The organism is Rathayibacter tritici (genome assembly GCF_001641005.1).
In the GTDB taxonomy this organism is placed as follows: domain Bacteria; phylum Actinomycetota; class Actinomycetes; order Actinomycetales; family Microbacteriaceae; genus Rathayibacter; species Rathayibacter tritici.
Genome location: NZ_CP015515.1, coordinates 2,882,835 through 2,907,241, shown reverse-complemented (window position 1 = coordinate 2,907,241; position 24,407 = coordinate 2,882,835). Strand labels below are relative to the sequence as shown.

The following is a 24,407-nucleotide window of genomic DNA, read 5'->3' as shown; positions in this document are numbered from 1 at the left end:
CCAGGGAGACGTGGTCGCCCCGGTTGAGGGCGGCGATCGCGGAGGGAGGTTTCCGCGCACGAGCGCCATCGGCGGCCGCCGGCGCGATCCTCATCGCGGGGCTCGCGGTGGGCGGGTCAGCCCGCGGGCCACTCCAGTTCGAGCCGCAGCGGCTTCTCGCCGAACCGCAGGTAGCCCTCCGGCACCGCCGAGCCGTCGACGCGCAGCAGCGCCGGGCGCCCGGACGCGACCCGCGTCCCCTCCGCCGGCGCGAGCCACTCCGCTCCTTCGGTCCGGCGCACCGTCGCGACGGCCCGGCCGGGCTCCCACTCGAGACGGTCCACGACCAGACCGCCCCGAGCGCGCAGCCCGGTCACGGAGCCGCGCGGCCAGGCCGCAGGCAGCGCCGGGAGCACCGTCAGCGAGTCCGCGGTCGATCCGAGCAGCATCGCCGCGACCAAGCCCGGCAGTCCGCCGCTCGCATCCAGGTTGAAGATGCGGCCCGCATCGTGCCGGGTCGTCAGCGTCGGCGACCAGTGCTCGAGGGCCAGCCACTCCACGCACACCAGCGCCGACTCCGCATCGCCCAGCGCCGCCGCGGCGACCCCGACCTGCACGAGGCCGAACGCCATCTCCATCCGCCCCGGCGGCGCCGTCGGCGCCTCGGCCCGCCACGCGATCTTCGCCCGCACCGTCGCCAGGGCGGCGGCCCGCAGCCGCTCGTCACCCGCGACCGCCGCGTCGGGCTCGTACCACAGCGGGTACAGCTGCGAGGCGTGCCGGTGCGCGATCTCCTCACCCCAGCGCGGATCGATCCACTCGGCGAGCGTGCCGTCCTCGGCCACGCGGTACGGCGGCAGGTCGGCGAGCACCCGGGTCCAGCGAGCGTCGAGGGAGTCGTCACCGCGGGCGCGGCCGAGCAGCGCGGTCGCTCGGGCCGCGTCGCGGAGCACCGCCACGTCCATCGTGGCGTCGACCGCCGTCGGCACCCGCTCGCCCCCGGGCGTGTTCTCGGGGGAGTAGGAGGGGACGATGTGCCGCACCCCGTCGACCAGGACGGTCGCGGTCTCGGCGAACCGCAGCACGCCCTCGGCGAACTCCCACAGCCGGTCGTCCACGATCGACCGGTCGCCCGTCGCGGCGACCACATCGGCCGCGAGGCGCAGCACCCAGCCGCCGCAGCCGGTCCAGAACAGGTGCGGGTAGTGCTCCGAGAAGTGGTCGGCGCGGCCGTGCGTCGACATCCGCGACGGCAGCAGCATCCCCTCCGCCCCGAAGACCAGGCGCGCGTTGTCGCGGTAGTCGTCCAGGTGCGGGAGGACGAGCTCGAGGAGCGAGAGTGCGAGCTCGGGTGTCCCGGTCGGGATCATCCCCGCCAGTGCGCCGTTCTGCACGTTGCCGTTGAGCGTGTAGTCCGCCGACCACGCCGGCCGCCAGGTGCCCTGCCAGACGCCCTGCAGCGTCGGCGGCAGCTCACCGGTGGACGCGACGATGTTCGCCCGCCCACTCAGCCAGGCCAGCTCGACCACGCGGCGGCGCGCGCCTGCGTCCCCGGAGCGGGCGGAGTCCCACAGGTCCTCGGTCAGCTCGGCGCCCGAGTCGCCGGCGAGGTCGAGCGCGGAGGCACCGACCAGCCGGCTGTGCCCCTTGCGCTGGCGATCGCGCAGCTGCTCCCACGAGAGGTCGGCGGAGGCGTCGGGGGCCGCCGCGAGCGCGACGTCCAGCCGCAGCACCTGCGGCACGTCCGCAGTGAGCTGCACGACCGAGACGGCGGTGTCCCCGACCACGTGCCACGTCGCTCCGCTCGTCGCCCGGGTCACGGCGCGCACCGCCGTCGGGCCCTCGCCCGCGTCGGCGGTGAGCAGACCGGAGGCGCCGCCCTCGACGTGCGCCGCGACCACGGCGGACGCGTCGGGCACGCCGGTGTCGAAGGAGGTTGCCTCGCCGGCGCCGAGCGCGAGCTCAACGGTGAGGGCTGTGTCCGCGGAGGACTCCAGGGCCAGCCGGACGCCCTCACCGCCGTGCGGGGCGAGCAGGCGCACGGCGTGGCGGCCGCCGTCCTCGTCGGTCCACTCCACCGCGGCCTCGCCGCCGAGCGGATCGACGCGGCGGATCGCGGAGGCGACACCGCCGGGGGTGCGCAGCGAGATGGTGGCGCAGAGGCCGAGCGGATCGGTCCAGATGAGGGAGCCGTCGTAGCCGCTGTCGCGAGCGGCGCGGGCCAGCAGGTCGGAGGCGGTGTCGGAGTCGCCGGCGAGCAGGGCGCGCCGCATCTCATCGCGGACGCTGGCGAGGTCGGGGGCGTCGGGGCGCGGATTGACGGGGAGGAACCAGCGCTCGTGCGCGAGCGAGACGGTCAGGGAGTCGGCGGGGCCGTGCACGACGGCGCCGACGCGGCCGCTGCCGACGATCAGGCCGTCCTCCCAGGTCGGGGCGGCGGTAGCGGTGGCGGCGCGCATCGATGCGCGGTCGATCGATCGGATGATCGTTCCTTCCGTCAGGGTGCTCCTGATATGTTGCGGGGAACTTCAAATTAGCCGCTCGGGCACCCAGAGGGCCAACCCGGGGCGGCGACTCGAGTGAGGACACCGCGATGACGCGACCGATCACCCTGTTCACCGGCCAGTGGGCCGACCTCCCGTTCGAGGAGGTGGCGCGCCTCGCGGGGGAGTGGGGCTATGACGGCCTCGAGATCGCCTGCTGGGGCGACCACATCGACGTGGCGCGCTGGGACGACGCGGAGTACGTGCAGAGCCGGAAGGACATCCTGGAGAAGAACGGCCTCCAGGTCTTTGCGATCTCGAACCACCTCACCGGGCAGGCGGTGTGCGACGATCCGATCGACGCGCGCCACCGCGACATCCTCAGCGACCGGGTCTGGGGCGACGGCGACCCCGAGGGCGTCCGGCAGCGCGCCGCCCAGGACCTGAAGGACACCGCGCGTTTCGCTGCGGCGCTCGGCGTGACGCAGGTCAACGGCTTCTCCGGCTCGTCGATCTGGAAGGGCGTCGCGATGTTCCCGCCCGCCTCCGACGAGTGGATCGCCGCGGGCTACCAGGACTTCGCCGACCGCTGGAATCCGATTCTGGATGTCTTCGAGGAAGTCGGCGTGCGGTACGCCCTCGAGGTGCACCCGAGCGAGATCGCCTACGACTACTGGACCGCGAAGCGCACCCTCGAGGCCATCGGCCACCGCGCCTCGTTCGGCTTCAACTTCGACCCGTCGCACTTCGTCTGGCAGCAGCTGGACAGCGTCGCCTTCGTGCTCGACTTCGCCGAGCACATCTTCCACGTGCACGTGAAGGAGTCGGTGACGAATCTCGACGGCCGCAACGGCGTCCTCGGCTCGCATCTGCCCTGGGCCAACCCGCGCCGCGGCTGGACCTTCGTCTCGACTGGACACGGCGCCGTCCCGTGGGAGCCGGTGTTCCGCGCGCTGAACGCGATCGGCTACACGGGCCCGACCAGCGTCGAGTGGGAGGACGCCGGCATGGACCGCCTGGACGGTGCTCCCGAGGCCCTGGCGTTCGTGCGGAAGCTCACCGCGATCACGCCCCCGGCCGACGCCTTCGACGCGGCGTTCTCGACCTCGCGGGACTGACTCCGCGGCGGCTCCGCGGCCGCCCGCCTGCACAACGAAGGCTGAGAGCCCGAATCCCGGCCCACGGACGCCGTTCGGGGCTCCCAGCCTTCGTTGTGCAGGCGAACCCGTCCGCACTCGAGGCCGGGACGTCCGATCCGGCGCCGAACAGGGCGGATCCGCGCTTCCTCCTTCGGTCGCGAACGCGCCGGGCTCGGAGACGACCGACGGCCGGCCCCCGCAGGAGCCGACCGTCGGGGGAGCGGCCCCTACAGCCCCTGCGCCAGCCGGTAGTACGCCGCGTTCGAGCGGATGTCGGCCTCGAAGCCGCGCAAGGTGGTCGACTCGTCGATCACGAGCAGCTCGATGCCGGCGATGCGGGCGAAGTCCTCCCACGCCTCCACGCCAATCTGCGTGGTCATCACCGTGTGGTGCGCGGCACCGGCGGTGATCCACGCCGCGGCGCTGGTGCCGAAGTCCGGGGCGGGCTGCCACACGGCGCGACCGACCGGCAGATGCGGCAGCGTCTGCGGCGGCTCGACGTTCTGCACCGCGTTCGCGACCAGGCGGAAGCGCTCGCGCACGTCGCTCAGGGCGACCACCACCGCGGGGCCGGCGTCGGCGGTGAAGACCAGGCGCACCGGATCCTCGCGGCCGCCGATGCCCAGCGGGTGGATCTCGAGCGAGGCACGCTTCGACGACAGCGACGGCGAGACCTCCAGCATGTGCGCGCCGAGGATGAGCTCTTCGCCGGGCGTCATGTCGTAGGTGTAGTCCTCCATCAGGCTGGTGCCACCGGGCAGGCCCGCTCCCATGACGGCGGCGATGCGGATGAGGACGGCGGTCTTCCAGTCGCCCTCTCCGCCGAAGCCGTAACCGTCGGCCATCAGACGCTGCACGGCGAGGCCGGGAAGCTGACGCAGCCCGCCCAGGTCCTCGAAGCTGTCGGTGAACGCCTCGAAGCCGCCCTCCTCCAGGAACGAGCGCAGGCCGATCTCGACCGCTGCGCCGTAGCGGAGCGACTCGTGGCGCTCACCGCCGGGAAGCAACTCCGGCACGACGTCGTAGCTCTCGACGTACTCCGCGACGAGCGCGTCGATCTGCTCGGAGGAGGCGGCGTCCACCCGCTCGACGAGTTCGTTCACGCCCCAGGTGTTCACGCTGACGCCGAGACGGATCTCGGCCTCGGTCTTATCGCCCTCGGTGACGGCGACGTTGCGCATGTTGTCGCCGAAGCGGGCGACCTTCATGCTCTGCGACGCCGACCAGCCGGCCGCCGCGCGCGACCAGATGCCGATGGACTCCGTGACCCGGGCGTCGCTGGCGTGGCCGACGACGGTCTTCCGGGGCACGCTCATCCGGCTGAGGATGTAGCCGTGCTCGCGGTCGCCGTGCGCGGCCTGGTTCAGGTTCATGAAGTCGAAGTCGATGTCCTGCCACGGCAGGGCGACGTTCGCCTGGGTGTGGAAGTGCAGCAGCGGCTTGGCGAGCGCGTCGACGCCGTGGATCCACATCTTGGACGGGCTGAAGGTGTGCATCCAGGTGATGACGCCCACCACGGAGTCGTCAGAGTTCGCCTCGACCATGGTGCGGCGGATGGCGTCGGAACTCTTCAGCACCGGCTTCCACTCGATGGTCACCGGGATGGCGCTCGCCTCGTTCAGCTGCGCGACGACGGCCTGCGACTGCTCGGCGACCTGGCGGAGGGTGTCCTCGCCGTAGAGGTCCTGGCTTCCGGTGAGGAACCAGACGGTGCGGGTGGCAAGGTCGGGGATGATGCTCGTCATGCGATGGCTCCGGTGGGGTTTTGTCCGTAGACGTTCTGGTAGCGGTCGAACAGGGCGTCGATCGACTCCTGCGGGAGGGGGACGAGGTCGCCGCCCTGGCGCGCGAGGTGCACGGTGCGGGCGACGTCCTCGGCCATAACGGCCGCCTTCACGGCATCCTTCGCGTCCTTGCCGATGGTGAAGACTCCGTGGTTCTGCATCAGGACGGCGCGCGAGCGGTGCCCGGCGAGGGTCGAGACGATGCCGCGGCCGATGGAGTCGTCGCCGATGATCGCGAACGGGCCGACCGGGATGTCGCCGCCGAACTCGTCTGCCATCGCCGTGATCACGCAGGGAATCGGCTCGGCCCGGGCCGCCCACGCGGTCGCGTAGGTGGAGTGCGTGTGCACGACTCCGCCGACCTCGGGCATCTCGCGGTAGACGTAGGCGTGCGCCGCGGTGTCGCTGGAGGGGCTGCGGTCACTGCCGGGGGTGCCCGGGACGACGGCCCCGTCGAGGTCGCAGAGGATCATGTTCGAGGGCGCGAGGTCGTCGTACGAGACGCCGCTGGGCTTGATCACGAACAGATCGGCGCCCGGCACGCGGCCCGAGATGTTGCCGCCGGTCCAAATCACGAGGCCGTAGCGGACGAGCTCGGCGTGCAGGCGCGCGACGTCCTCGCGGACGCGGGCGATCGCCTCCTCGACGGCGGGGGTGAGGGTGGTCATGCGGATGCTCCCTGGGTGTCGGTGAGGGTCTCGACGGCGCTCTGCTCGACGGTGAGGCCGGCGCGGTAGCGCTCGAGGTAGGCGGAGAAGCCGGCGACGTCGTCGGCGTCGGGCGCGACGGTCTCGAAGCCGGAGTCGCCGAAGACCTGGCCGGTCAGGTACGCGTCGAGCGCGACTCCGCTCTGCAGGCGGTAGGCGGCCAGCACGGCCATGCCCCACGGGCCGCCCTCGGAGGCGGTCGCGGCGACCGACACGGGAGCGTCGAGCGCGCCCGCGAGGAAGCGCTGAGCGACTCCGGCGGTGCGGAACATGCCTCCGTGCGCGAACATCTCATCGATCCGGACGCCCTCGCCCGCCAGGACGCGCATGCCCAGCGCGAGCGTGCCGAACACGCCGTAGAGCTGCGCGCGCATGAAGTTGGCGAGGGTCAGGCGCGAGTCGGGCGTGCGCACGACCAGCGGACGGCCCTCGACCAGCCCGGCGATCGGCTCGCCCGCGAGGTGGTTGTAGGCGAGCAGTCCGCCCGCGTCGGCCTCGCCCTCCAGCGCCTCGGCGAAGAGGGTGCCGTAGACGGCGTCGCTGTCGGAGGGGCCGCCCGACGCGGCGGCGAACCGGGAGAACAGGCCGACCCAGCCGGCAAGCTCGCTGGCGCCGTTGTTGCAGTGCACCATCGCGACGAGGTCGCCGGCCGGAGTCGCGACCAGGTCGAGCTCGTGGTGCACGCTCCCGAGCGGCCCCTCGAGGACGACCATCGCGAAGATGCTGGTACCGGCGCTGACGTTGCCGGTGCGCGGGGCGACGGAGTTGGTCGCCACCATGCCGGTGCCGGCGTCGCCCTCGGGCGGGCACACCGGGGCGCCGGGCCGGAGGGAGCCGGTGGGGTCGAGCAGGAGCGCCCCCTCGGCGGTGAGCGAGCCGGCGTCGGCGCCCGCGGGGAGCACGGTCGGCAGCAGGTCGCGCAGCGGCTTCACGGCGCCCGCGGCGCGCGCGTCGTAGCGGTCGATCACGCTCTGGTCGTAGTCGCGGGTCACCGGATCGGTCGGGACCATCCCGGAGGCGTCACCGACTCCGAGGACCTTTTCGCCGGTGAGGCGCCAGTGCACGTAGCCGGCGAGGGTGGTGAGGAAGTCGATCCGCTCGACGTGCGGCTCGGAGTCGAGGACTGCCTGGTGCAGGTGCGCGAGCGACCAGCGCAGCGGGATGTTGACTCCGAACAGCTCGGTGAGCTCGGCCGATGCGGGGCCGGTGCTGGTGTTGCGCCAGGTGCGGAAGGGAGCGAGGAGCTCGCCGTCGGCGTCGAAGGGGAGGTAGCCGTGCATCATCGCTGAGACGCCGAGCGCTCCGACCGAGGTGAGCTGGGCGCCGTGGCGCTTCTGCGCGTCGGCGACGAGGTCGGCGTAGGCGGCCTGGAGGCCGGTGTGGACGGCGTCGAGGGAGTAGGTCCAGCGGCGGTCGACGAACTGGTTCTCCCACTCGTGGCTGCCGACGGCCAGCACGACGGAGGGGTCAGCCGCGTCGACCAGGCACGCCTTGATCCGGGTGGAGCCGAACTCGATGCCGAGGGCGGTGGCGCCGCTCGTGATCGCGTCGGCGGGCCTGCGCTGGTCCATCATGCTCCTCGCTCGGACTATGTGACCGTTCACAATGCCCCGGATCAGCGTAGGCGAAACGCCTCGCGGTCGGCAAGCGAGCGGCGAGGACGACGCGCCGTCCGACTGCTGCGCGGCTCCCGCAAGCCCCTTCCGCCACGGGCCGCGACGCGGTGCGGTGAGGTATGCGTGAGATCAGACTCGTGAGACTCGTCACCCGCCTCGAGAACGCCGCCGTCCTCGATCCGCTCGTCGACCGGGTGAGGAAGGCCGTCAATGCCCTCGTCCGCCCGCAGCCGGTGCGGGACGTGCTGCACGGCGTGCCGGTCGGCCACCCCGTTCATCCGCTGCTCGTCCTCGTGCCCACCGGTGCCTGGGTGTCGGCGGCGGTGCTCGACCTGCTACCCGGCAACGAGCGCGCGGCGCGGACCCTGGTCGGCCTCGGCGTGGTCAGCGTCCTGCCGACTGCCGCCTCCGGCTTCACCGACTGGTCGGAGTTGCACGAGCAGCAGACCCGCGTCGGACTCGTGCACTCGGCGGCGAACGTCGTTGCGACGGGCCTGTACGCCGCGTCGTGGGTGCAGCGCCGGCGCGGGCGCAGGACGAGCGGGACGGTGCTCGGGATGCTCGGGCTCGCCGTCGTCTCGGGCGGCGGCTACCTGGGCGGCCATCTCAGCTACCGGCAGGCGGCGGGAGCGAACCACGCCGAGGACGTGCCGCACCGCTTCCCCTCCGGCTGGCAGGAGCTCGGTGCCCTGGCGGACCTGCCGGAGCGCACCCCCGTGACGAAGGAGGTCGCGGGGCTGCCCCTACTCGCCTTTCGGCGGGGCGAGCGGATCGACGTGCTCTCGAACATCTGCAGCCACCTCTCCGGGCCGCTCGACGAGGGAGAGCTCTCGGCGGAGCCTTCGGGCGAGGTCTGCGTCTCGTGCCCCTGGCACGGCAGCGTCTTCTCCCTCGAGACGGGCGAGGTACTGCGCGGGCCGGCCACCTCGCCGCAGCCGCGGTTCGAGACGCGGGTGCGCGAGGGCCGCGTGGAGGTGCTGCTGCCGCACGCGGGGTGAGGGCGGAGCCGGCGGGGCCGGTGCACGGGCGGTGTCGGCGGGGCCACTGGGTGGGTTGCGGAGGAGTCAGTCCCGCGGTGCTGCCGTCGACGACCGCTCCACCAGCACCGGCGCCACCGGCTGATCGACGGCGGGCTCCTCGCCGCGCAGCTCCGCGAGCACAACGCCGATGGTGCGGCGGCCGACCTCCGCGAAGTCCTGCCGGATCGTCGTGAGCGGCGGCTGGTAGTGCGCCGCCTCGGGCACGTCGTCGAACCCGACCACGCTGAGGTGCTCAGGCACGCGCAGGCCCCGCTCCCCGCAGGCGTGCAGGAGTCCGAGCGCCATCTGGTCGTTCCCGGCGAACACCGCGGTCGGCAATGGTGTCCCGTCCAGGAGCCGGAGGCCCGCGCGGTAGCCGGACTCGGCGCTCCAGTCGCCCTCCGTGACGGCGGCGGGTGCGAGACCGGCCGCGCGCAGTGCGGTGGTGAAGCCGCCCAGCCGCGCCTGCGCCTCCACCCAGTGCTGCGGCCCGGCGAGGTGCGCGATGCGGGTGTGACCGAGGCCGACGAGGTGCTCGGTGGCGAGGCGTGCTCCGGCGGCCTGGTCGACGAGCAGCAGGGAGTCGGCTCCCCGGCTGGTCGCGCCGAGGGTAACAGAGGGAACGCCGATCGCGAGGCTCTCGATCGCCTCCAACGCGCGCTCCTGCGGGGCGAGGACCACGATCGCCTCCACCGATTCCCGCTGCAGGTGGGCGAGGCCGTCGGCCAGCGACTCCGCGTCCGGTGCCGCATTGACCACCGGCACCCTGTAGCCCGCGTCGCGCGCCGCCTGCTGGATCGCGGCCATCGCGGTGGCAGTGCCGTAGAAGCTGTGGCTTTCGGCGGCGAGGATCCCGATCAGGCCGGAGCGGCTGGTCGCCAGGGCGCGGGCGGCGGCGCTGGGGCGGAAGCCGAGGTCGTCGATGGCGGCCAGCACGCGCTCCCGGGTCCGCGGCCGCAGCTGCGGGCTGTCGTTGAGCACCCGCGACACAGTCTGATAGGACACTCCGGCCCGCACCGCGACGTCACGGATGGTCGGCGCGCGGTCGGTGGGCATGGCCACACCGTATCGCTGCACGCGGCTGGGGGACGGGGGAGCAGGGGTGCTGGGGTCAGGGGGAGTCGAGGAGGGGGCGGAGGCGCGCGAGGACGGGGAGGGCGGCGGCGAGGGCGGCGCGGTCGGCGGGGGGCAGGGCGGCCAGGGCGGCGACGAGCACGCGCTCGGCGGAGGCGTCGTAGACGGCGAGGCGCTCCCGGGCGAGCGCGGTGAGGCCGACCTCGGTGCTGCGCCCGTCGCCCGTCGCCAGCCGGCGCTCGACCAGGCCCTCGCGCTCCATCGCCGCGACGAGGTTGCTGATCGTGGAGCGGGCGAGGCCCAGCGAGCGGCCGAGGGCGGTCGGCGTCGACCAGCCGTCCTCGTCGAGTCGGCGGAGAACCTCGATCTGCGCATCTGGGATCTCGGGCAGGGCGCCGTCGCGACGCGAGGCGCTGAGCAGCGTGCGCCGGAACGGACCGATCTCGGCGCTCAGCCGCCGTGCCACGCTCCCGGTGTCCATTCCCTTACGATATCGGTAAGCGCTTGCTGCCAAACTTGTTTTGTCGCAAAATTACTGCATGACCAGCAGCATCGAGACCCCCGAGCAAGACCTCTCCGGCATCGTCGGGCACCGCTTCATCTACACCTACGCCAACGGCTGGCAGTACGAGATGTACGTCAAGAACGCCACGACCATCGACTACCGCATCCACTCCGGCATGGTCGGCGGCCGCTGGGTGAAGGACCAGAAAGTCGACCTCGTCGCCCTGACGCTCGGCGTCTACACGGTGTCCTGGAACGAGCCGACCGGCACCAGCGTCGTCGTCACGGTCGTCCCGGCCGAGCGCGTGCTGCACGGCACGATCTTCTTCCCGCACTGGGTGGAGCTCGACGGATCGAAGACCGTCCTCTTCCAGAACGACCACCTCGACCGGATGCGCGAGTACCGCGACGCGGGCCCCACCTACCCGATCTACGTGGTGCCCGAGTTCGCCCGCATCACCCTGTTCGAGCACGTGGGCGAGGACGACGAGTCCGTGATCGACACCGCCCCCGGCGACCTCCCCGTCGGCTTCGCGGATCGAAGCAACTGACGTGCCCGCTCCGATCACCCTCGACCACCGCGGCTCCACCCTCCGCGGCTGGCGCTTCGGTGAGGCGCGCCGCGACGCTCCCGCCGCCCTCGTCGTGCACGGCTTCAGCGACTCCGGGACCGGCGGCACTGGGCTGATGGTGCAGACGTGCCGCGAGCTGGCGGCCCTCGGGCTCGACGTCCGCAGCTACGACCGGCTCGGCCAGGGCGTGAGCGACGGCGAGTTCGCCGACATCACGCTCGGCGACGAGGTGGAGCAGGTCGTCGCGATGATCCGCGTGGCAGCGTCGGACGGCGATGGACGCGTGCACGTCGTCGCGCACAGCCTCGGAGCGGTCGAGTCGGCGATGGCCGCGGGCCGCGTTCCCGAGCTGATCGCGTCGCTCACGCTCTGGTCGCCGGCCGGGGTCGTCGTCGACGACATCACGGTGAAGGACGAGATTGAGGGGCGGCCGCTCGCACCGGCGCGCGAGCAGGGCTACGTCGACATCGGCGGCATGGCGCTCGGCACTGCGTTCCTCGACGAGGTGCGTGGAGGGATCGACGTCTACGCGGGCGTCGAGGCGTTCACCGGCGCGGCGGAGGTGCTGCACGGCAGGGAGGACGCGATCGTGCCGCCCGAGTACGGCCGCCGCTACGCGGACCTGCTGCCCGGCGGCTCCTTCACCCTGGTCGACGGTGCCGACCACGGCTGGTCGACCGTGCCCCTGCGCCGGATGCTCCTCGACCGCCTCGCCGCGCTGGTCACCTCGCGGCGGGGAGGGGGCGCGGGAGGGGGTTAGGGGCCGCCGAGCCAGTGGTTGATGCGGTGGTGGTTGGGGGTGAAGCCGTGGGCCACGCCCCAGAGGACGGCCTGCGTGCGGCTGGTCGCGCCGATCTTGCCGTAGACGCTGCGGATATAGGACTTCACCGTGTTGGGACTGAGGTAGGTGAGCGCCGCGACGTCGGCGTTGCTCTTGCCCTGCGTGATCAGCGCGAGGATCTCCGACTCCCGATCGGTGATGCCCTCGTGCCGCCCCGGCCAGTCCAGACCCGGCGCCGAGCCGGCGCGACGCGGAGGATCGCTGACAACGACCTCGCCCGCCGCCACCCGCTCCAGCGCGGTGACCAGCTCGCGCGCGGGCAGCGTCTTGGAGAGGTACCCGTGGACGCCCTGTTCGAGGGCGTCCTCGACGAGGGTCGGCGCGAAGTTCCAGGTGTAGACCACGACGTGCTCGGCACGCTCGTTGCGCACCAGCTCCGCGATCTCGTGGTGGTCCGACTCCGGCTGAGCGAACGAGTCGTAGAGGACGAGGTCGATCCGGTCCGAGAGGGGGGCGTTCGCGTCGATCTCGGCGACGACCACCCGATCGCGGTAGTGGTCGAACATGTGCGCGAGGCCGGTGAGCACGATGTCGTAGTCGTCGACCAGCGCGACGGTGAGGGGCGCACGGCGGGTCATGGTCGGACGCTACCGCACCGCCCGACGGCGCGAGGACACCCCTAGGGGTGTACCGCCGCCTCCTCCGGGGTGGTTGCGTAGCCACCGGTCCCGCAACCGCGGAACCGACTAGCGGGCCCCCGCCCGCCCAACGGAAGGACGACCGCCATGCTCGGTCTCATCATCAGCCTCATCGTCGTCGGACTCATCGCGGGAGCGCTGGCCCGGCTCATCGTCCCCGGGAAGCAGAGCATCAGCATCGCTATGACGATCGTGCTCGGCATCATCGGCTCGTTCGTCGGCGGCTTCCTCGGCTTCCTGATCTTCCAGCACGACCCGATGGACGGCTTCTTCCAGCCCGCCGGCATCATCGGCTCGATCATCGGAGCGATCATCGTCCTGCTGGTCTACACGCGCTTCGCCGGCCGCTCCGCCGCGCGCCGCTGATCCGCGCGGCGGCATCGCCCAGGCTGCACGCACTGCGGTGCGCGATGCTCGGGCGATGCCGCTCGTCGTCCCCGATGCCCTTGTCCCGCTCGCGCTCCGGCTCGCCCGCGCGAATCGCACATTCGCCACCGCTGACGGCGCTCGCCGCCGCATCCGCGAGCGGGCGCTGCGCCCCGCCTCCTATGGCCCGCCCCCGCGGCTGCGGCCGAGCGCGCGGGTGGACGTGGAGCAGGTCGACGGCTGGCCGGTGTACACGATCCGCCCTCGGTCGATTCGCGGAGGCGTCGTCTACGTCCACGGCGGTGGGTGGGTCAACGAGATCGCACCGCAGCACTGGTGGCTCGCGGCCCGGATCGCCGAGGAGGCCTCGGTCGCGGTGACCCTCCCGATCTACCCGCTCGTCCCCTTCGGCACCGCGCTCGAGGCGCGCGACGGCGTGCGCGCCCTGGTGCTGCGGAGCCTGGACCGCTCCGGCGCGACCTGCCTCGCGGGCGACTCCGCGGGCGGCCAGATCGCCCTCTCCACCGCTCTCGCCCTCCGCGACGAGGGCGTCGTACTGCCCCGGACGGTGCTGGTGTCGCCGGCGCTCGACCTGTCCTGGAGCAACCCGCGGATCCCGGAGGTGCAGCCGAGCGATCCGTGGCTCGGCACGCCGGGCGGTCGCGTGCTCGCCGAGCGCTGGCGGGGCTCCCTCGACCTGCTCGACCCTGCCGTCAGTCCTCTCTTCGGCGACCTGGCGGGCCTCGGTCCGGTCACCGTCTTCACCGGCACGCGCGACGTGCTCAACCCGGACGCTCACGTGCTGGCCGAACGGGCCGCGGCGGCGGGCGTGCCGTTCGAGCTGCACGAGGCCGTCGGGCAGCTGCACGTCTACCCGCTCGTGCCCACGCGGGCAGGGCGCGAAGCGCAGCGCTCCCTGGTGAAGGGGCTGCGAGCGGCGGTGTGAGCGGGCGCGGTCGGAGCGCGAGGGTGTGCGCCCCGTGCGTGATCGAGATCCAGTGCAGGGGGAAAGATCCAGCCGGTAAGCGCAGGGGAAGAGGAACCAGTCACCCGTGAGCTGCGTGAACTCGATCAGGAGCGAGACGGCGAAGCCGGCGACGGTGGCGCCGATCACGCCGGCGATGAGGCGCCCACGGAGCGGGAGGTGCCGGACGAGCATCCCGAGCGGGACGAAGAAGGCGACGTTGAGGAGCACCTGCGCGGACGCGGGATTCGTCAGCAGAGCGCGGGGTCCGTCGATCCCGCCCTCCTTCGCGATGTCGCCGACGAAGGCGAACAGGCGCAGCTGCGGCCCCGCTCCGGCGCGGCAGGCGGCGGCGACCGTCCCGTCGTCGGGCAGGGGGAGGAGCGTGTAGGTGACGAGCGCGAGCGCGGCGGACGTCATGCGTTGACAGCAGGAGAGTGCGCGCGAATCCCTTCCGCTTGGCGCGCCGGGGACCTCAGCGAGCGCGTTCTGTCCCTCCCCAGCATCGCGATCTGCGCACTCCTCCACAGATCCGCGCGATCCTCGCCCGCGGTCTGCGCGTCCTGCTAGCGTCTCCTGGGTCGCGTCCAAGAAACGCGAGTACTCCCGGCCCCTTCCCGAAAGCCCTCATGCAGCTGCGTCCCCGCCTCCTCGCCCTCCCCGCCGCGCTCGCGGCCGCCGCGCTCCTGCTCAGCGGCTGTACCGCCGAGGCGCCCGACGCCTCCGGCACCCCGGTCGAGGGCGGGACGCTGACCTACGCGTCGGGAGACGCCGAGCCCACCTGCCTCGACCCGCACGTCGGCGGCAACTATCCGCAGGCGCTCCTCGCCACGCAGGTGCTCGAGTCGCTCGTCTCGCGCGACGCAGACGGCACCATCACGCCGTGGCTCGCGGAGTCCTGGACCGTCTCCGGCGATGCGCTGAGCTACGACTTCACCCTCCGCGAGGGCGTGACCTTCACCGACGGCACCGCCCTCGACGCGGAGGCGGTCGCCAAGAACATCGCGCACCTCCAGGACCCGGCGACCAAGTCCTCCACCGGCTATCTCGCCGTGGCGAAGGTCGCCTCCGTCACGGCGGTGTCGCCGACCGTCTCCCGGTTCACCCTCACCGAGCCCGACAGCGCACTGCTCGAGTCGCTCGCGCAGCCGTGGACGGCGATCGAATCGCCCGCCGGTATCGCGCGCGGCGAGCAGGCGAACTGCGAGGCGCCCATCGGCACCGGCCCCTTCACCGTCTCGGAGTGGGTCAAGCAGGACCACGTGACCCTCAGCCGCAATGAGGGGTACGACGCGTCGACGGGCCCGACGGGTAACGGACACAGGGGCCCCGCGCACCTCGCGAGCATCACCTGGCGCTTCATCCCCGACTCCGCCACCCGCTACGCGGCGTTGCAGTCCGGCGAGGTCGACGTGCTCGACAACGCCCAGCCCGACACGCTGAAAGCCGCGACCGGCGCCTCCGACCTCGTCGAGCTCGACGCGCCGCGCCCCGGCTCGGTCAACCGCCTCGAGCTCAACTCCGGCCAGGCGCCGTTCGACGACGAGTCGGTTCGGGAGGCGTTCGTCCGCGGAGTCGGGGTGAACGACGCGATCGACTCCCTCTTCTTCGGCACCGCGGAGCGCTCCTACTCGCCGCTGTCCAGCCGCGAGGCGACCGCCTACTCCGACCCGTCGCTCTTCAAGGACGCGGGTTCCGACTCCGAGGTCGCCGCCGCCGAGGGCCTGCTCGAGAAGGCCGGCTGGGTCGACTCCAACGGCGACGGCGTCCGCGAGAAGGACGGGAAGCCGCTGACGCTGCGCTTCCCGGTCAGCACCAATCAGTCGATCCCGGCCGAGCAGTCTCTGTTCGAGCAGGTCCAGGCGTCGGCGAAGGTGCTCGGGTTCGACGTGCAGATCAGCCTGCTCGACCTGTCCAGCTGGTACACGGCGCTCGGGGCGAACGAGTACGAGCTGGTGAGCGCGCCGTACACCAAGGTCGGGCCCGACGTGCTGCGGATCCTCTACTCCTCCTCCGGCATCACGCCCGCGCCGAGCGGCTACTTCGCCAATCACGCGCAGATCGCCGACCCCGCACTCGACTCGCTGCTCGCACAGGCGAGTGCCACCACCGACGAGGCCGCCCGCGCCGACCTGTACCGGCAGGCGCAGCGGATCGTCCTCGAGGGCTACTGGATCCTGCCGCTCTACGACCAGCAGAACCACTACCTGCACCGCTCGGCCGTGCAGGGCCTCGTCGCCCTCGACACGGTGTCGACCCCCTGGTTCGCCGACGCCTGGGTCTGACCCGCCTGCCCGCATGATCCGCCGCGTGCTGCTCCGGCTCGGCGGCGCCGTCGTCGTACTGTGGGCCGTCGCGACCGCCGTCTTCCTCCTCATCCGCCTCGTCCCCGGTGACCCCGCGCAGGCGATCCTCGGCGGCCCGGGCTCGCAGGCGTCCCCCGCGGCGCTCGCCGCTGTCCGCGAGCAGTACGGCCTCGACCAGCCCCTGCTCGTGCAGTACCTGGTGCAGCTGGGTCGGCTCGCCCGCGGCGATCTCGGGACCTCCTACTCCCTGCGCACTCCGGTCGCCCAGATCCTCGGCGAGCAGCTGCCCGGCACCCTCCTGCTGGCCGTCCTCGCCCTGACCGCGGCGTGGATCCTCGCGCTCGGCACCGCGCTCTGGTCGACGCGGGGCGGACGGATCGCCGCCGCGATCGGGTCAGGACTTGAACTCACCGCCGCCGCGCTGCCGCACTTCTGGCTCGCGACCGTGCTGATCGCCGTCTTCGCGACCGCTCTGCGCTGGCTGCCCCCGGTCAGCACCGGCGCCCCCGCCGGGCTGGTGCTGCCGACGCTCACCCTCGCGATCCCCCTGGCGGGGTTCCTCGGTCAGGTGATGCGTCGCTCCCTCCTCGACGCGCTGGAGTCGCCGTTCGTGCTCGCCGCCCGCGCTCGGGGCGAGGGGGAGCTGGGGGTTCGCCTCCGGCACGCGCTGCGCCACGCGGTGCTGCCGGGGGTCTCGCTCTCGGGCTGGGCCTTCGGCTACCTGATCGGCGGGGCCGTGGTCGTCGAGACGATCTTCGCGCGACCGGGGCTCGGCCGGACGCTGCTCGCGGCGGTGACCGTGCGCGACGTGCCGGTGGTGACCGGAGTGGTGCTGGTCACCGCGCTCGCCTACATCGTCGTCACCCTGGCCACCGATCTGCTGACGCGGGTGATCGATCCGCGCCTGGCCCGGCAGGAGGCGGTCGCGTGAGCGAGCTCGAGCTGCGAGCCGCCCGCCCGCGACGCCGGGGCACCGCGCGCATCCGCCCGGGGGAGGTGCTGGCCGCGGTCTTCGTGGTGCTGCTCCTGCTCGCCGCCGTCGCGCCCGGGCTGCTCGCCCCCGCCGATCCGCTCGCCATCGCCCCGCGCGACGCCTTCACGCCGCCGGGTGCCGCGCACTTGCTCGGCACCGACGAGTCGGGCCGCGACGTGCTCAGCCGCCTCCTCGCGGGGGCGGGCGCGTCCCTCCTGATCGGCGCCAGCGCCACCGCGATCGGCCTGGTGCTCGGGGCGGTCCTGGGGGTCGTCGCCGCGTTCGGCGGCCGGTTCGTCGACGGCGTGATCGGGCGCGTCCTGGAGGTGCTGTTCGCGTTCCCGGCGCTGCTGCTCGCGCTGCTGGTGATCGTGGTCACGGGCCCCGGAGTCGTCCCCGCGACGATCGCGGTCGGCCTCTCGACCGCGCCCGGGTACGCCCGCATCCTGCGCACGCAGCTGCTCGGCATCCGCGACTCCGGCTACGTCGAGGCCGCGCGCGTGCTCGGGCACTCGCCCACCCGCATCCTGGTCCGGCACGTGCTGCCCAACACGTTCGGCCCGCTCGCCGTGCTGGCGACTCTCGGCGTCGGCCAGGCGATCGTCTGGGCCTCGGCCCTCAGCTACCTGGGCCTGGGGGCCGAGCCGCCCGCGCCGGAGTGGGGCGCGATGCTCTCGGCGGGCCGTACCTACCTTGCGAGTGCGTGGTGGCTGACCGTGTTCCCCGGGCTCGCGATCGTGCTGACCACGATCGCGACGACGGTGCTCGGCGGGCGCCTGCGGGGTGCGCGGTGAGCGCGGTCGTCGTCGAGGCCCTGCGGGTCGCCTTCGACGGGGTCGAGGTGGTGCACGGGGTCTCCTTCCGCGTGGAGCCGGGGGAGTGCGTCGCGATCGTCGGCGAGTCGGGGTCGGGCAAGAGCGTCACCGCCCGGGCGCTGCTGGGGTTGAGCGGAGGCGCCGTGTCGGGCTCCGTGAACATCGGCGGCACCGAGGTGGTCGGCGCGGGCGAGCGCGCGCTGCGGCGGCTGCGCGGCGGATCCGTGGGCTTCGTCCCGCAGGACGCGCTGCTCTCGCTCGACCCGCTGCGCCCGATCGGCCGCGAGATCGGCGACGCGTTCCGCCTCCACGGCCGGTTGCCAGCGGCCGAGCACGCCCGGCGCACCGTCGAGGCGCTGACGAGTGTCGGCATGCCGGAGCCGGCCGAGCGGATGCGCGAGCGCTCTGGCGACCTCTCCGGCGGCCTCCGCCAGCGCGCCCTTCTCGCGGCGGCCGTGGCCCTCGATCCGCCGCTCCTCGTCGCCGACGAGCCGACCACCGCGCTCGACGTCACCGTGCAGGCCCGCGTGCTCGACCTCTTCGCCGAGCAGAAGGCGCGCGGCCGGGCGCTCGTGCTGGTCTCGCACGACCTCGCCGTCGTCGCGGGCCTCGCCGACCGCATCCTCGTGCTCGCCGAGGGGCGGGTGGTGGAGGAGGGGACAGCTGACGAGGTGTTGCGCGCGCCCCGCAGCTCCCAGGCGCGGGCGCTCGTGGCCGCTGTCCCGGCCGGGAGACCGCGCGGGTCGCGACTCACCGATCCGACCGCTCCGGTGCTCCCACCCGACGCTCCCGGCGAGGTGGTGGTCGCGGCCCGCGGTCTCGCCGTCCGCTTCCCCCTGCCCGGCGCAGGAGCGAGGGCCGCGGTCGACGGCGTCGACCTGGAGTTGCGGCGCGGCGAGACCCTGGGGCTCGTCGGCGAGTCCGGGTCGGGCAAGAGCACGGTGGCCCGGCTGGTCCTGGCGCTGCGGCGACCGGATGCGGGTGACGTCGAGCTGTTCGGCCAGCCGTGGTCGGCGGCCACGGAGCGCGCCCGCCGGCCCCACCGCCCGCGGATCGGCGCGATCTACCAGGACAGCGTCTCCTCGTTCGACCCGCGCTGGAGCGTCGGCCGCCTCCTCCGCGACGCCGGCGCCGCCTCCGTGCCCGCGCTGCTCGCGAGCGTCGGGCTCGACCCGGCTCTGGAGCGGCGTTCGCCGCGGACCCTCTCGGGCGGTCAGCGCCAGCGCGTGTCGATTGCACGCGCGCTGGCGACCCGCCCCGACGTGCTGATCTGCGACGAGCCCGTCTCGGCCCTCGACGTCTCGGTGCAGGCCCAGATCCTCGACCTGCTCGACGAGCTACAGCGCCGTCACGGGCTCGCGCTGCTCCTCATCTCGCACGATCTTGGAGTGATCGCCCACATGAGCGACCGCATCGCCGTGATGCGCGCGGGCCGGATCGTCGAGGCCGGGCCGGCCGCGTCACTCCTCGCGGCGCCGCAGGAGGAGTACACCCGGCGCCTGCTCGCGGCGGCTCCGCGGCTGGCACCCTGAGCGCCCCGCGTCGTCCGCTGTTTCGTGACGCACCACTCGGACTGGTACGACGTTCTATCAAAACTGCGTCGTGATCGACTCGCAGTCGAGGTCGAGTGCCGCCGGGCAGCGCCTACTTCTCGACGAGACGCCGCTCCTGCGGCGGTGTCTCGCTGCTGCCGTCCTGTCTCGCTGCTGCCGTCGGCGCAACCCACGCCGCGAATCCGCTGCACCTCCACCGCGTGTCGGACCTGCGGCGTAGCGTTGCCGAGGTGATGCGTCCGATGACCCAGACCCTCGGCCAGCTCCGTGCCTCCGGGCACGCGCAGAAGAGCCTCCGCACCGAGATCCGCGACAACCTGCTCGACGCCCTGCGCGAGGGCCGCGACCCCTGGCCCGGCCTGCACGGCTTCGCCGAGACCGTGATCCCGCAGGTCGAGCGCGCGGTGATCGCCGGCCACGACATCGTCCTGCTGGGCGAGCGCGGTCAGGGCAAGACCCGCCTCCTGCGCACCCTCGTCGGCCTGCTCGACGAGTGGACCCCGGTCATCGACGGGTCAGAACTCGGTGAGCACCCCTACGAGCCGATCACCACCGTGAGTCGGCGTCGCGCCGTCGAACTCGGCGACGAGCTGCCCGTCGCGTGGAAGTCGCGCGAGGAGCGCTACGTCGAGAAGCTGGCCACCCCGGACACCAGCGTCGCCGACCTGATCGGCGACGTCGATCCGATGAAGGTGGCCGAGGGCCGCAGCCTGGGCGACCCCGAGACCATCCACTTCGGCCTCATCCCGCGCAGCCACCGCGGCATCGTCGCGATCAACGAGCTGCCGGACCTCGCCGAGCGGATCCAGGTCGCGATGCTCAACGTGATGGAGGAGCGCGACATTCAGATCCGCGGCTACGTCCTCCGCCTCCCGCTCGACGTGCTCGTCGTCGCGAGCGCGAACCCCGAGGACTACACGAACCGCGGCCGCATCATCACTCCGCTGAAGGACCGCTTCGGCGCCGAGATCCGCACCCACTACCCGACCGCTCTCATCGACGAGATCGCCGTGATCCGGCAGGAGGCGGACCTCGTCGCGACCGTGCCCGACGCGCTGATCGAGATCCTCGCCCGCTTCACCCGGGCCCTGCGCGAGTCGAGCTCCGTCGATCAGCGCAGCGGAGTGAGCGCCCGCTTCGCCATCGCCGGCGCCGAGACCATCGCCGCGGCCGCCCTCCACCGGGCCACCCGCCGCAGCGAGGAGGAGGCGGTTGCCCGCCCCATCGACCTCGAGACCGCGGTCGACGTGCTCGGCGGCAAGATCGAGTTCGAGTCGGGCGAGGAGGGCCGCGAGGACGAGATCCTCGATCACCTCCTCCGCCAGGCGACCGCCGAGACCGTGCGCGCGCATCTGCGCGGCGTCGACCTCGGCCCGCTGGTCGAGGCCGTGGAGAACGGGGCGATGATCACCACCGGCGAGCAGGTGACAGCGCGCGAGTTTCTGGCCGGCCTGCCGATCCTCGGCGAGGCGCGCGTCTACGACGAGGTCGCCGAGCGTCTGGACGCCGTGGGGGACGGGCGCCGCGCCGGAGCCGTCGAGCTCGCCCTCGAGGGCCTCTACCTCATGCGCAAGCTGAGCAAGGAGACGGGCGGGGGCGAAGCCGTCTATGGCTGATGCCTCGCGCGGCAACCGGCGGCTGAAGCGCGACGCGCGCTACGCGAAGTACGACGGCGGCCCCGATCCGCTCGCCCCTCCGATCGACCTCGCGGAGGCTCTCGACGCGATCGGCGAGGACGTGATGGGCGGGACCTCACCCGAGCGCGCCCTCCGCGAGTTCCTGCGCCGCGGCACTCGCGACCGCGAGGGCCTCGACGACCTCGCCGCTCGCGTGGCCGAGCGCCGCCGCGAGCTGACGCAGAAGAACAACCTCGACGGCACCCTCCGTGAGATCCGCGAGCTGCTCGACAGGGCGGTGCTCGCCGAGCGCAAGCAGCTCGCTCGAGACACGCAGATGGACGACGGCGACCGTGCGCTCGCCGAAATCCAGCTCGAGAGCCTCCCGCCCTCGCCCGCCGCAGCCGTTTCGGAGCTGCGCGACTACCGCTGGCAGAGCCCGCAGGCGCGCGCCGACTTCGAGCGGATCCGCGAACTCCTGGGCCGCGAGATGCTCGATCAGCGCTTCGAGGGGATGAAGCAGGCGCTCGAGAACGCGAGCGACGAGGACCGCGCCGCGATCGACGCGATGCTCCGCGACCTCAACGAGCTGCTCGAGGCGCACGCCCGCGGCGAGGACACTCCCGAGCAGTTCGACGCCTTCATGGCGCAGCACGGCGAGTACTTCCCCGAATCGCCGGAGTCCGTCGACGAGCTGATCGACGCCCTCGCCGCCCGTGCGGCGGCGGCCCAGCGGATGCGCAACTCGATGACCGCCGCGCAGCGCGCCGAGCTGGACGCCCTCGCCCAGCAGGCGTTCGGCACGCCCGAGCTGATGCAGTCCCTCGGCCGCCTCGACGAAACCCTGCGGGGGCTGCGTCCCGGCGAGGACTGGGGCGGCGTGGAGCGGATGGACGGCGGGCAGGGACTCGGCCTCGGCGACGGGACCGGCGTGTTCCAGGAGCTGGCCGACCTCGACGCCCTCGCCGACCAGCTCGCGGAGTCCGATCGCTCCTCCTTCGACGATCTCGACCTCGACCTGCTCGCGAAGCGCCTGGGCCAGGACGCTGCCGTCGACGCGCAGACGCTCAAGCGCCTGGAGCGCGCCCTCCGCGACTCCGGCACGCTGCGCCGCGGCTCCGACGGCCGCCTCGCGCTCAGCCCGAAGGCGATGCGTCAGCTCGGCAGGGCGCTCCTGCGCGACATCGCCGAGACCGTCTCCGGCCGCCAGGGCGTGCGCGATGTCCGCCGTGCGGGCGCGGCAGGGGAGCGCTCCGGAGCGACGCGCGCGTGGGAGTTCGGCGACACCGAGGCCTGGGACATCCCTCGCACCGTCACCAACGCCCTCACCCGCACCGCCGGCGAGGGCCGCCCGGTCGGCTCGGGCGTGCGCATCGAGATCGGCGACGTCGAGGTGCAGGAGACGGAGGCGCGCACGCAGGCTTGCGTCGCGCTGCTCGTCGACACCTCGTTCTCGATGGCGATGGACGGCCGCTGGGTGCCGATGAAGCGCACGGCGCTCGCCCTGCACACCCTGATCAGCAGCCGGTTCCGCGGAGACGCACTGCAGCTGGTCGCCTTCGGCCGCCGGGCCGAGGTGATGGACGTCGAGCAGCTGGTGGGCCTGGATGCGGAGTGGGACAAGGGCACGAACCTGCACCACGCCCTGCTGCTGGCCAACCGGCACTTCCGCAAGCACCCGAACGCGCAGCCGATCCTGCTGATCGTCACCGACGGCGAGCCGACCGCGCACCTCGAGCCGGACGGCGGCGTGTTCTTCGACTACCCGCCCGACCCGCTGACGGTCGCCGTCTCGGTCCGCGAGCTCGACGCCTCCCTCCGCCTCGGTGCGCACACCACGTTCTTCCGGCTGGGCGAGGACCCCGGCCTCGCCCGGTTCATCGATTCGCTCGCCCAGCGGGTGGGCGGCTCGGTGGTGAACCCGGAGGCGGAGGATCTGGGGGCGGCCGTGGTGTCGTCCTACCTGGGCGCGCGGGGAGCAGGACCGGGCGGCGGGGCCCCGGGCGAGGAGCTGTTCGGGCGCGGCTGGAGCTTCTGACCCCGCGTCGCGTTCATAACTCCGGAAAAATGTGTGTCGCGGCAGTGCGATCCGCTCGTGGTCGTCGCTGTGGCCACGATCATCCGGAGTTGTGAACGCGCTCGGCTCAGAACAGCGGCCAGGGTACCGCCGGCATCTCGCCGCGCGGGCCCGGGAACCGCCCACGAGCGCCCAGCCGCTCGCAGCGCTTCGCGAACGCGGCGACCTCCTCCTCCGTCAGCAGCTGAGAGAGTGCTGCACCCAGCGGTCCGTCGATCTGTGCGCGCAGGAGGGCCAGCGCGGTCAGCTCCTCCTCGTGCAGCGGCTCGCCGATCCAGCCCCACAGCACCGTGCGCAGCTTGTGCTCCGAGTGGAAGGTGAGCCCGTGGTCGACGCCGTAGCGGTGGCCGCCCGGCAGCGCGAGCACGTGCCCGCCCTTGCGGTCCGCGTTGTTCGCGACCACGTCGAACACGGCCATCCGGCGCAGCGCCGTCGAGTCCTCGTGCACGAGCGAGATCTCTCGGTCCTCGTCGTCGCTGCCATCCAGCACGTGTCGCCACCCCGCCGGGACCGCATCCGCCGGCACCAGGTCGACCGCGTCCTGCTCCGGATCGATGTCCTGCCAGAGCTGCACCATGCCCGGCCCGAGCGGCCCGTCGCGCAGCCAGGTGCGCGGCACGACGTTCCAGCCCAGCGCTTGGGAGACGAGATACGCCGCGACCTCGCGGCCCGCGAGCACGCCGTCGGGGAAGTCCCAGAGCGGCTTCTCGCCCGAGATCGGCTTGTAGACGACGGACGTCTCGCCGACCTGCGCGAGGAAGGTCGCGTTAGAGGCGATGGTGATCCGGCCGGTGAGTGTCAGCTCGCCGTCGAGCCCGCCCGGGTCGCTCATGCCAGCGGGCAGTCGTGCCCGTCGGGGTCCATCGGCTCGCCGCAGCGGGGGCAGAGCGGACGTCCCGCGCCGACCACCTCGAGCGTGCGCTTCGCGAAGGCGCGGGCCGTGCCGACGGGGATCTTGACCTGCAGCATCTCGGTGGGCTCGGGGTCCTCGGCGGCGTCGTCGTCCCCCTCGATCATCGGGTACGCCTCGATCACGATCTGGGCGGTGGACGGGTCCCAGCCGAGGCTGAGGCCGCCGACGCGGAACTCGGGCTCCACCGGCTGGTCGAGCGGGTCGTTGTCGACGAGTTCCGGAGGCGTGCCCGCCGGGACGCTGACCGGGTTGCCCTGCGCGGTCATCAGCTGGTCGAGGATCTCGTCGATCTTCTCGGCGAGGAGGGCCGACTGCTGCTTCTCGAGGCCGACGCTGACCACACGGGGTCCGGTCTTGGCCTGCAGATAGAAGGAGCGCGAACCGGGTGAGCCGACGGTTCCCACGACCACGCGATCGGGCCAGTCGAATCCGTGCACGATCGGAGGCATGTCTCCAGTGTACGAGCGC

Annotated in this window: 21 protein-coding genes and 1 pseudogene; 12 read left to right on the top strand and 10 right to left on the bottom strand. The window is 72.8% G+C overall.

Annotated elements, in window-relative coordinates:
• Positions 1–116: 116 nt before the first annotated feature.
• On the bottom strand, positions 117–2,438 hold the full coding sequence (locus A6122_RS13190; protein ID WP_068255769.1) for a glycosyl hydrolase family 95 catalytic domain-containing protein: 2,322 nt from the start codon (positions 2,436–2,438) through the stop codon (positions 117–119).
• 134 nt (positions 2,439–2,572) lie between these two features.
• Between A6122_RS13190 and A6122_RS13185 the strand changes: the two genes are divergently transcribed.
• The gene (locus A6122_RS13185; RefSeq protein ID WP_068255766.1) at positions 2,573–3,580 is read left to right on the top strand and encodes a sugar phosphate isomerase/epimerase family protein; all 1,008 of its coding nucleotides are present in this window, start codon (positions 2,573–2,575) and stop codon (positions 3,578–3,580) included.
• A gap of 248 nt (positions 3,581–3,828) precedes the next feature.
• Here A6122_RS13185 and araA read toward each other — a convergent pair whose 3' ends face one another.
• Genes araA through A6122_RS13170 form a run of 3 tightly spaced genes read right to left on the bottom strand, consistent with a single transcriptional unit; the run spans position 3,829 to position 7,663 of the window.
• Positions 3,829–5,346 (bottom strand): L-arabinose isomerase, encoded by a 1,518-nt coding sequence (araA, locus tag A6122_RS13180; RefSeq protein WP_068255763.1) that lies wholly within the window; start codon positions 5,344–5,346, stop codon positions 3,829–3,831.
• Positions 5,343–6,053 carry an L-ribulose-5-phosphate 4-epimerase gene (locus A6122_RS13175; RefSeq protein ID WP_068255762.1) on the bottom strand — a complete coding sequence of 237 codons (711 nt, stop codon included), beginning with the start codon at positions 6,051–6,053 and terminating at the stop codon, positions 5,343–5,345. The genes araA and A6122_RS13175 overlap by 4 nt, the downstream gene beginning before the upstream one ends.
• The gene (locus A6122_RS13170) at positions 6,050–7,663 is read right to left on the bottom strand and encodes a xylulokinase (protein ID WP_373408563.1); all 1,614 of its coding nucleotides are present in this window, start codon (positions 7,661–7,663) and stop codon (positions 6,050–6,052) included. Before A6122_RS13170 ends, A6122_RS13175 begins: the two co-directional genes overlap by 4 nt.
• A 164-nt stretch (positions 7,664–7,827) precedes the next feature.
• On the opposite strand from A6122_RS13170, the gene A6122_RS13165 reads away from it, so the two are divergent.
• Complete coding sequence (locus A6122_RS13165; RefSeq protein WP_068255758.1) at positions 7,828–8,706, top strand: Rieske (2Fe-2S) protein; 879 nt, start codon at positions 7,828–7,830, stop codon at positions 8,704–8,706.
• A 66-nt stretch (positions 8,707–8,772) separates the two neighbouring features.
• On the opposite strand, the gene A6122_RS13160 is transcribed toward A6122_RS13165, so the two are convergent.
• Both A6122_RS13160 and A6122_RS13155 read right to left on the bottom strand, forming a co-directional pair.
• On the bottom strand, positions 8,773–9,783 hold the full coding sequence (locus A6122_RS13160) for a LacI family DNA-binding transcriptional regulator (protein ID WP_068255757.1): 1,011 nt from the start codon (positions 9,781–9,783) through the stop codon (positions 8,773–8,775).
• A 55-nt stretch (positions 9,784–9,838) separates the two neighbouring features.
• Positions 9,839–10,282 carry a MarR family winged helix-turn-helix transcriptional regulator gene (locus tag A6122_RS13155; protein WP_068255756.1) on the bottom strand — a complete coding sequence of 148 codons (444 nt, stop codon included), beginning with the start codon at positions 10,280–10,282 and terminating at the stop codon, positions 9,839–9,841.
• A 58-nt stretch (positions 10,283–10,340) separates the two neighbouring features.
• Here A6122_RS13155 and A6122_RS13150 point away from each other — a divergent pair, with 58 nt between their 5' ends.
• Together A6122_RS13150 and A6122_RS13145 are read left to right on the top strand one after the other, a co-directional pair.
• The gene (locus A6122_RS13150; protein ID WP_068255754.1) at positions 10,341–10,856 is read left to right on the top strand and encodes a phenolic acid decarboxylase; all 516 of its coding nucleotides are present in this window, start codon (positions 10,341–10,343) and stop codon (positions 10,854–10,856) included.
• 1 nt (position 10,857) lies between these two features.
• On the top strand, positions 10,858–11,637 hold the full coding sequence (locus tag A6122_RS13145) for an alpha/beta hydrolase (RefSeq protein WP_237358193.1): 780 nt from the start codon (positions 10,858–10,860) through the stop codon (positions 11,635–11,637).
• Here A6122_RS13145 and A6122_RS13140 read toward each other — a convergent pair.
• Complete coding sequence (locus A6122_RS13140; protein WP_068255748.1) at positions 11,634–12,296, bottom strand: response regulator transcription factor; 663 nt, start codon at positions 12,294–12,296, stop codon at positions 11,634–11,636. The genes A6122_RS13145 and A6122_RS13140 overlap by 4 nt on opposite strands.
• A 147-nt stretch (positions 12,297–12,443) precedes the next feature.
• On the opposite strand from A6122_RS13140, the gene A6122_RS13135 reads away from it, so the two are divergent.
• Positions 12,444–12,722, top strand: coding sequence for a GlsB/YeaQ/YmgE family stress response membrane protein (locus A6122_RS13135; RefSeq protein WP_068255747.1), 279 nt, complete (start codon positions 12,444–12,446; stop codon positions 12,720–12,722).
• 55 nt (positions 12,723–12,777) lie between these two features.
• Entirely contained in the window at positions 12,778–13,668 is an 891-nt protein-coding gene (locus tag A6122_RS13130) for an alpha/beta hydrolase fold domain-containing protein (RefSeq protein WP_068255745.1), read from the top strand.
• A gap of 114 nt (positions 13,669–13,782) precedes the next feature.
• Here A6122_RS13130 and A6122_RS17765 read toward each other — a convergent pair.
• Positions 13,783–14,106, bottom strand: a pseudogene (locus tag A6122_RS17765) (VanZ family protein); the annotation flags it as partial.
• A gap of 209 nt (positions 14,107–14,315) precedes the next feature.
• Here A6122_RS17765 and A6122_RS13120 point away from each other — a divergent pair.
• From A6122_RS13120 to A6122_RS13095, 6 genes are all read left to right on the top strand, one after another.
• Entirely contained in the window at positions 14,316–15,971 is a 1,656-nt protein-coding gene (locus A6122_RS13120; RefSeq protein ID WP_068255740.1) for an ABC transporter substrate-binding protein, read from the top strand.
• Between the two features lie 13 nt (positions 15,972–15,984).
• A complete protein-coding gene (locus A6122_RS13115) occupies positions 15,985–16,923 on the top strand; it encodes an ABC transporter permease (protein ID WP_068255738.1) in 939 nt (312 codons plus the stop codon).
• Complete coding sequence (locus A6122_RS13110) at positions 16,920–17,759, top strand: ABC transporter permease (protein WP_068255735.1); 840 nt, start codon at positions 16,920–16,922, stop codon at positions 17,757–17,759. Before A6122_RS13115 ends, A6122_RS13110 begins: the two co-directional genes overlap by 4 nt.
• Positions 17,756–19,312, top strand: coding sequence for an ATP-binding cassette domain-containing protein (locus A6122_RS13105; protein WP_068255731.1), 1,557 nt, complete (start codon positions 17,756–17,758; stop codon positions 19,310–19,312). Before A6122_RS13110 ends, A6122_RS13105 begins: the two co-directional genes overlap by 4 nt.
• 254 nt (positions 19,313–19,566) lie before the next feature.
• A complete protein-coding gene (locus tag A6122_RS13100) occupies positions 19,567–20,949 on the top strand; it encodes a MoxR family ATPase (RefSeq protein ID WP_068257691.1) in 1,383 nt (460 codons plus the stop codon).
• Entirely contained in the window at positions 20,942–22,987 is a 2,046-nt protein-coding gene (locus tag A6122_RS13095; protein ID WP_068255729.1) for a vWA domain-containing protein, read from the top strand. The genes A6122_RS13100 and A6122_RS13095 overlap by 8 nt, the downstream gene beginning before the upstream one ends.
• Before the next feature lie 106 nt (positions 22,988–23,093).
• On the opposite strand, the gene A6122_RS13090 is transcribed toward A6122_RS13095, so the two are convergent.
• A complete protein-coding gene (locus tag A6122_RS13090) occupies positions 23,094–23,858 on the bottom strand; it encodes an SCO1664 family protein (RefSeq protein WP_068255726.1) in 765 nt (254 codons plus the stop codon).
• Complete coding sequence (locus tag A6122_RS13085; RefSeq protein ID WP_068255724.1) at positions 23,855–24,388, bottom strand: DUF3090 domain-containing protein; 534 nt, start codon at positions 24,386–24,388, stop codon at positions 23,855–23,857. The genes A6122_RS13090 and A6122_RS13085 overlap by 4 nt, the downstream gene beginning before the upstream one ends.
• Positions 24,389–24,407 lie beyond the last annotated feature (19 nt).

What these genes read in the sequence shown, in the direction of transcription:
- A6122_RS13190 (WP_068255769.1), bottom strand. Translation starts at nt 2,438, where the DNA reads ATGCGCGCCGCCACCGCTACCGCCGCCCCGACCTGGGAGGACGGCCTG.
- A6122_RS13185 (WP_068255766.1), top strand. Translation starts at nt 2,573, where the DNA reads ATGACGCGACCGATCACCCTGTTCACCGGCCAGTGGGCCGACCTCCCG.
- araA (WP_068255763.1), bottom strand. Translation starts at nt 5,346, where the DNA reads ATGACGAGCATCATCCCCGACCTTGCCACCCGCACCGTCTGGTTCCTC.
- A6122_RS13175 (WP_068255762.1), bottom strand. Translation starts at nt 6,053, where the DNA reads ATGACCACCCTCACCCCCGCCGTCGAGGAGGCGATCGCCCGCGTCCGC.
- A6122_RS13170 (WP_373408563.1), bottom strand. Translation starts at nt 7,663, where the DNA reads ATGGACCAGCGCAGGCCCGCCGACGCGATCACGAGCGGCGCCACCGCC.
- A6122_RS13165 (WP_068255758.1), top strand. Translation starts at nt 7,828, where the DNA reads ATGCGTGAGATCAGACTCGTGAGACTCGTCACCCGCCTCGAGAACGCC.
- A6122_RS13160 (WP_068255757.1), bottom strand. Translation starts at nt 9,783, where the DNA reads ATGCCCACCGACCGCGCGCCGACCATCCGTGACGTCGCGGTGCGGGCC.
- A6122_RS13155 (WP_068255756.1), bottom strand. Translation starts at nt 10,282, where the DNA reads ATGGACACCGGGAGCGTGGCACGGCGGCTGAGCGCCGAGATCGGTCCG.
- A6122_RS13150 (WP_068255754.1), top strand. Translation starts at nt 10,341, where the DNA reads ATGACCAGCAGCATCGAGACCCCCGAGCAAGACCTCTCCGGCATCGTC.
- A6122_RS13140 (WP_068255748.1), bottom strand. Translation starts at nt 12,296, where the DNA reads ATGACCCGCCGTGCGCCCCTCACCGTCGCGCTGGTCGACGACTACGAC.
- A6122_RS13135 (WP_068255747.1), top strand. Translation starts at nt 12,444, where the DNA reads ATGCTCGGTCTCATCATCAGCCTCATCGTCGTCGGACTCATCGCGGGA.
- A6122_RS13130 (WP_068255745.1), top strand. Translation starts at nt 12,778, where the DNA reads ATGCCGCTCGTCGTCCCCGATGCCCTTGTCCCGCTCGCGCTCCGGCTC.
- A6122_RS13120 (WP_068255740.1), top strand. Translation starts at nt 14,316, where the DNA reads ATGCAGCTGCGTCCCCGCCTCCTCGCCCTCCCCGCCGCGCTCGCGGCC.
- A6122_RS13115 (WP_068255738.1), top strand. Translation starts at nt 15,985, where the DNA reads ATGATCCGCCGCGTGCTGCTCCGGCTCGGCGGCGCCGTCGTCGTACTG.
- A6122_RS13100 (WP_068257691.1), top strand. Translation starts at nt 19,567, where the DNA reads ATGCGTCCGATGACCCAGACCCTCGGCCAGCTCCGTGCCTCCGGGCAC.
- A6122_RS13095 (WP_068255729.1), top strand. Translation starts at nt 20,942, where the DNA reads ATGGCTGATGCCTCGCGCGGCAACCGGCGGCTGAAGCGCGACGCGCGC.
- A6122_RS13090 (WP_068255726.1), bottom strand. Translation starts at nt 23,858, where the DNA reads ATGAGCGACCCGGGCGGGCTCGACGGCGAGCTGACACTCACCGGCCGG.
- A6122_RS13085 (WP_068255724.1), bottom strand. Translation starts at nt 24,388, where the DNA reads ATGCCTCCGATCGTGCACGGATTCGACTGGCCCGATCGCGTGGTCGTG.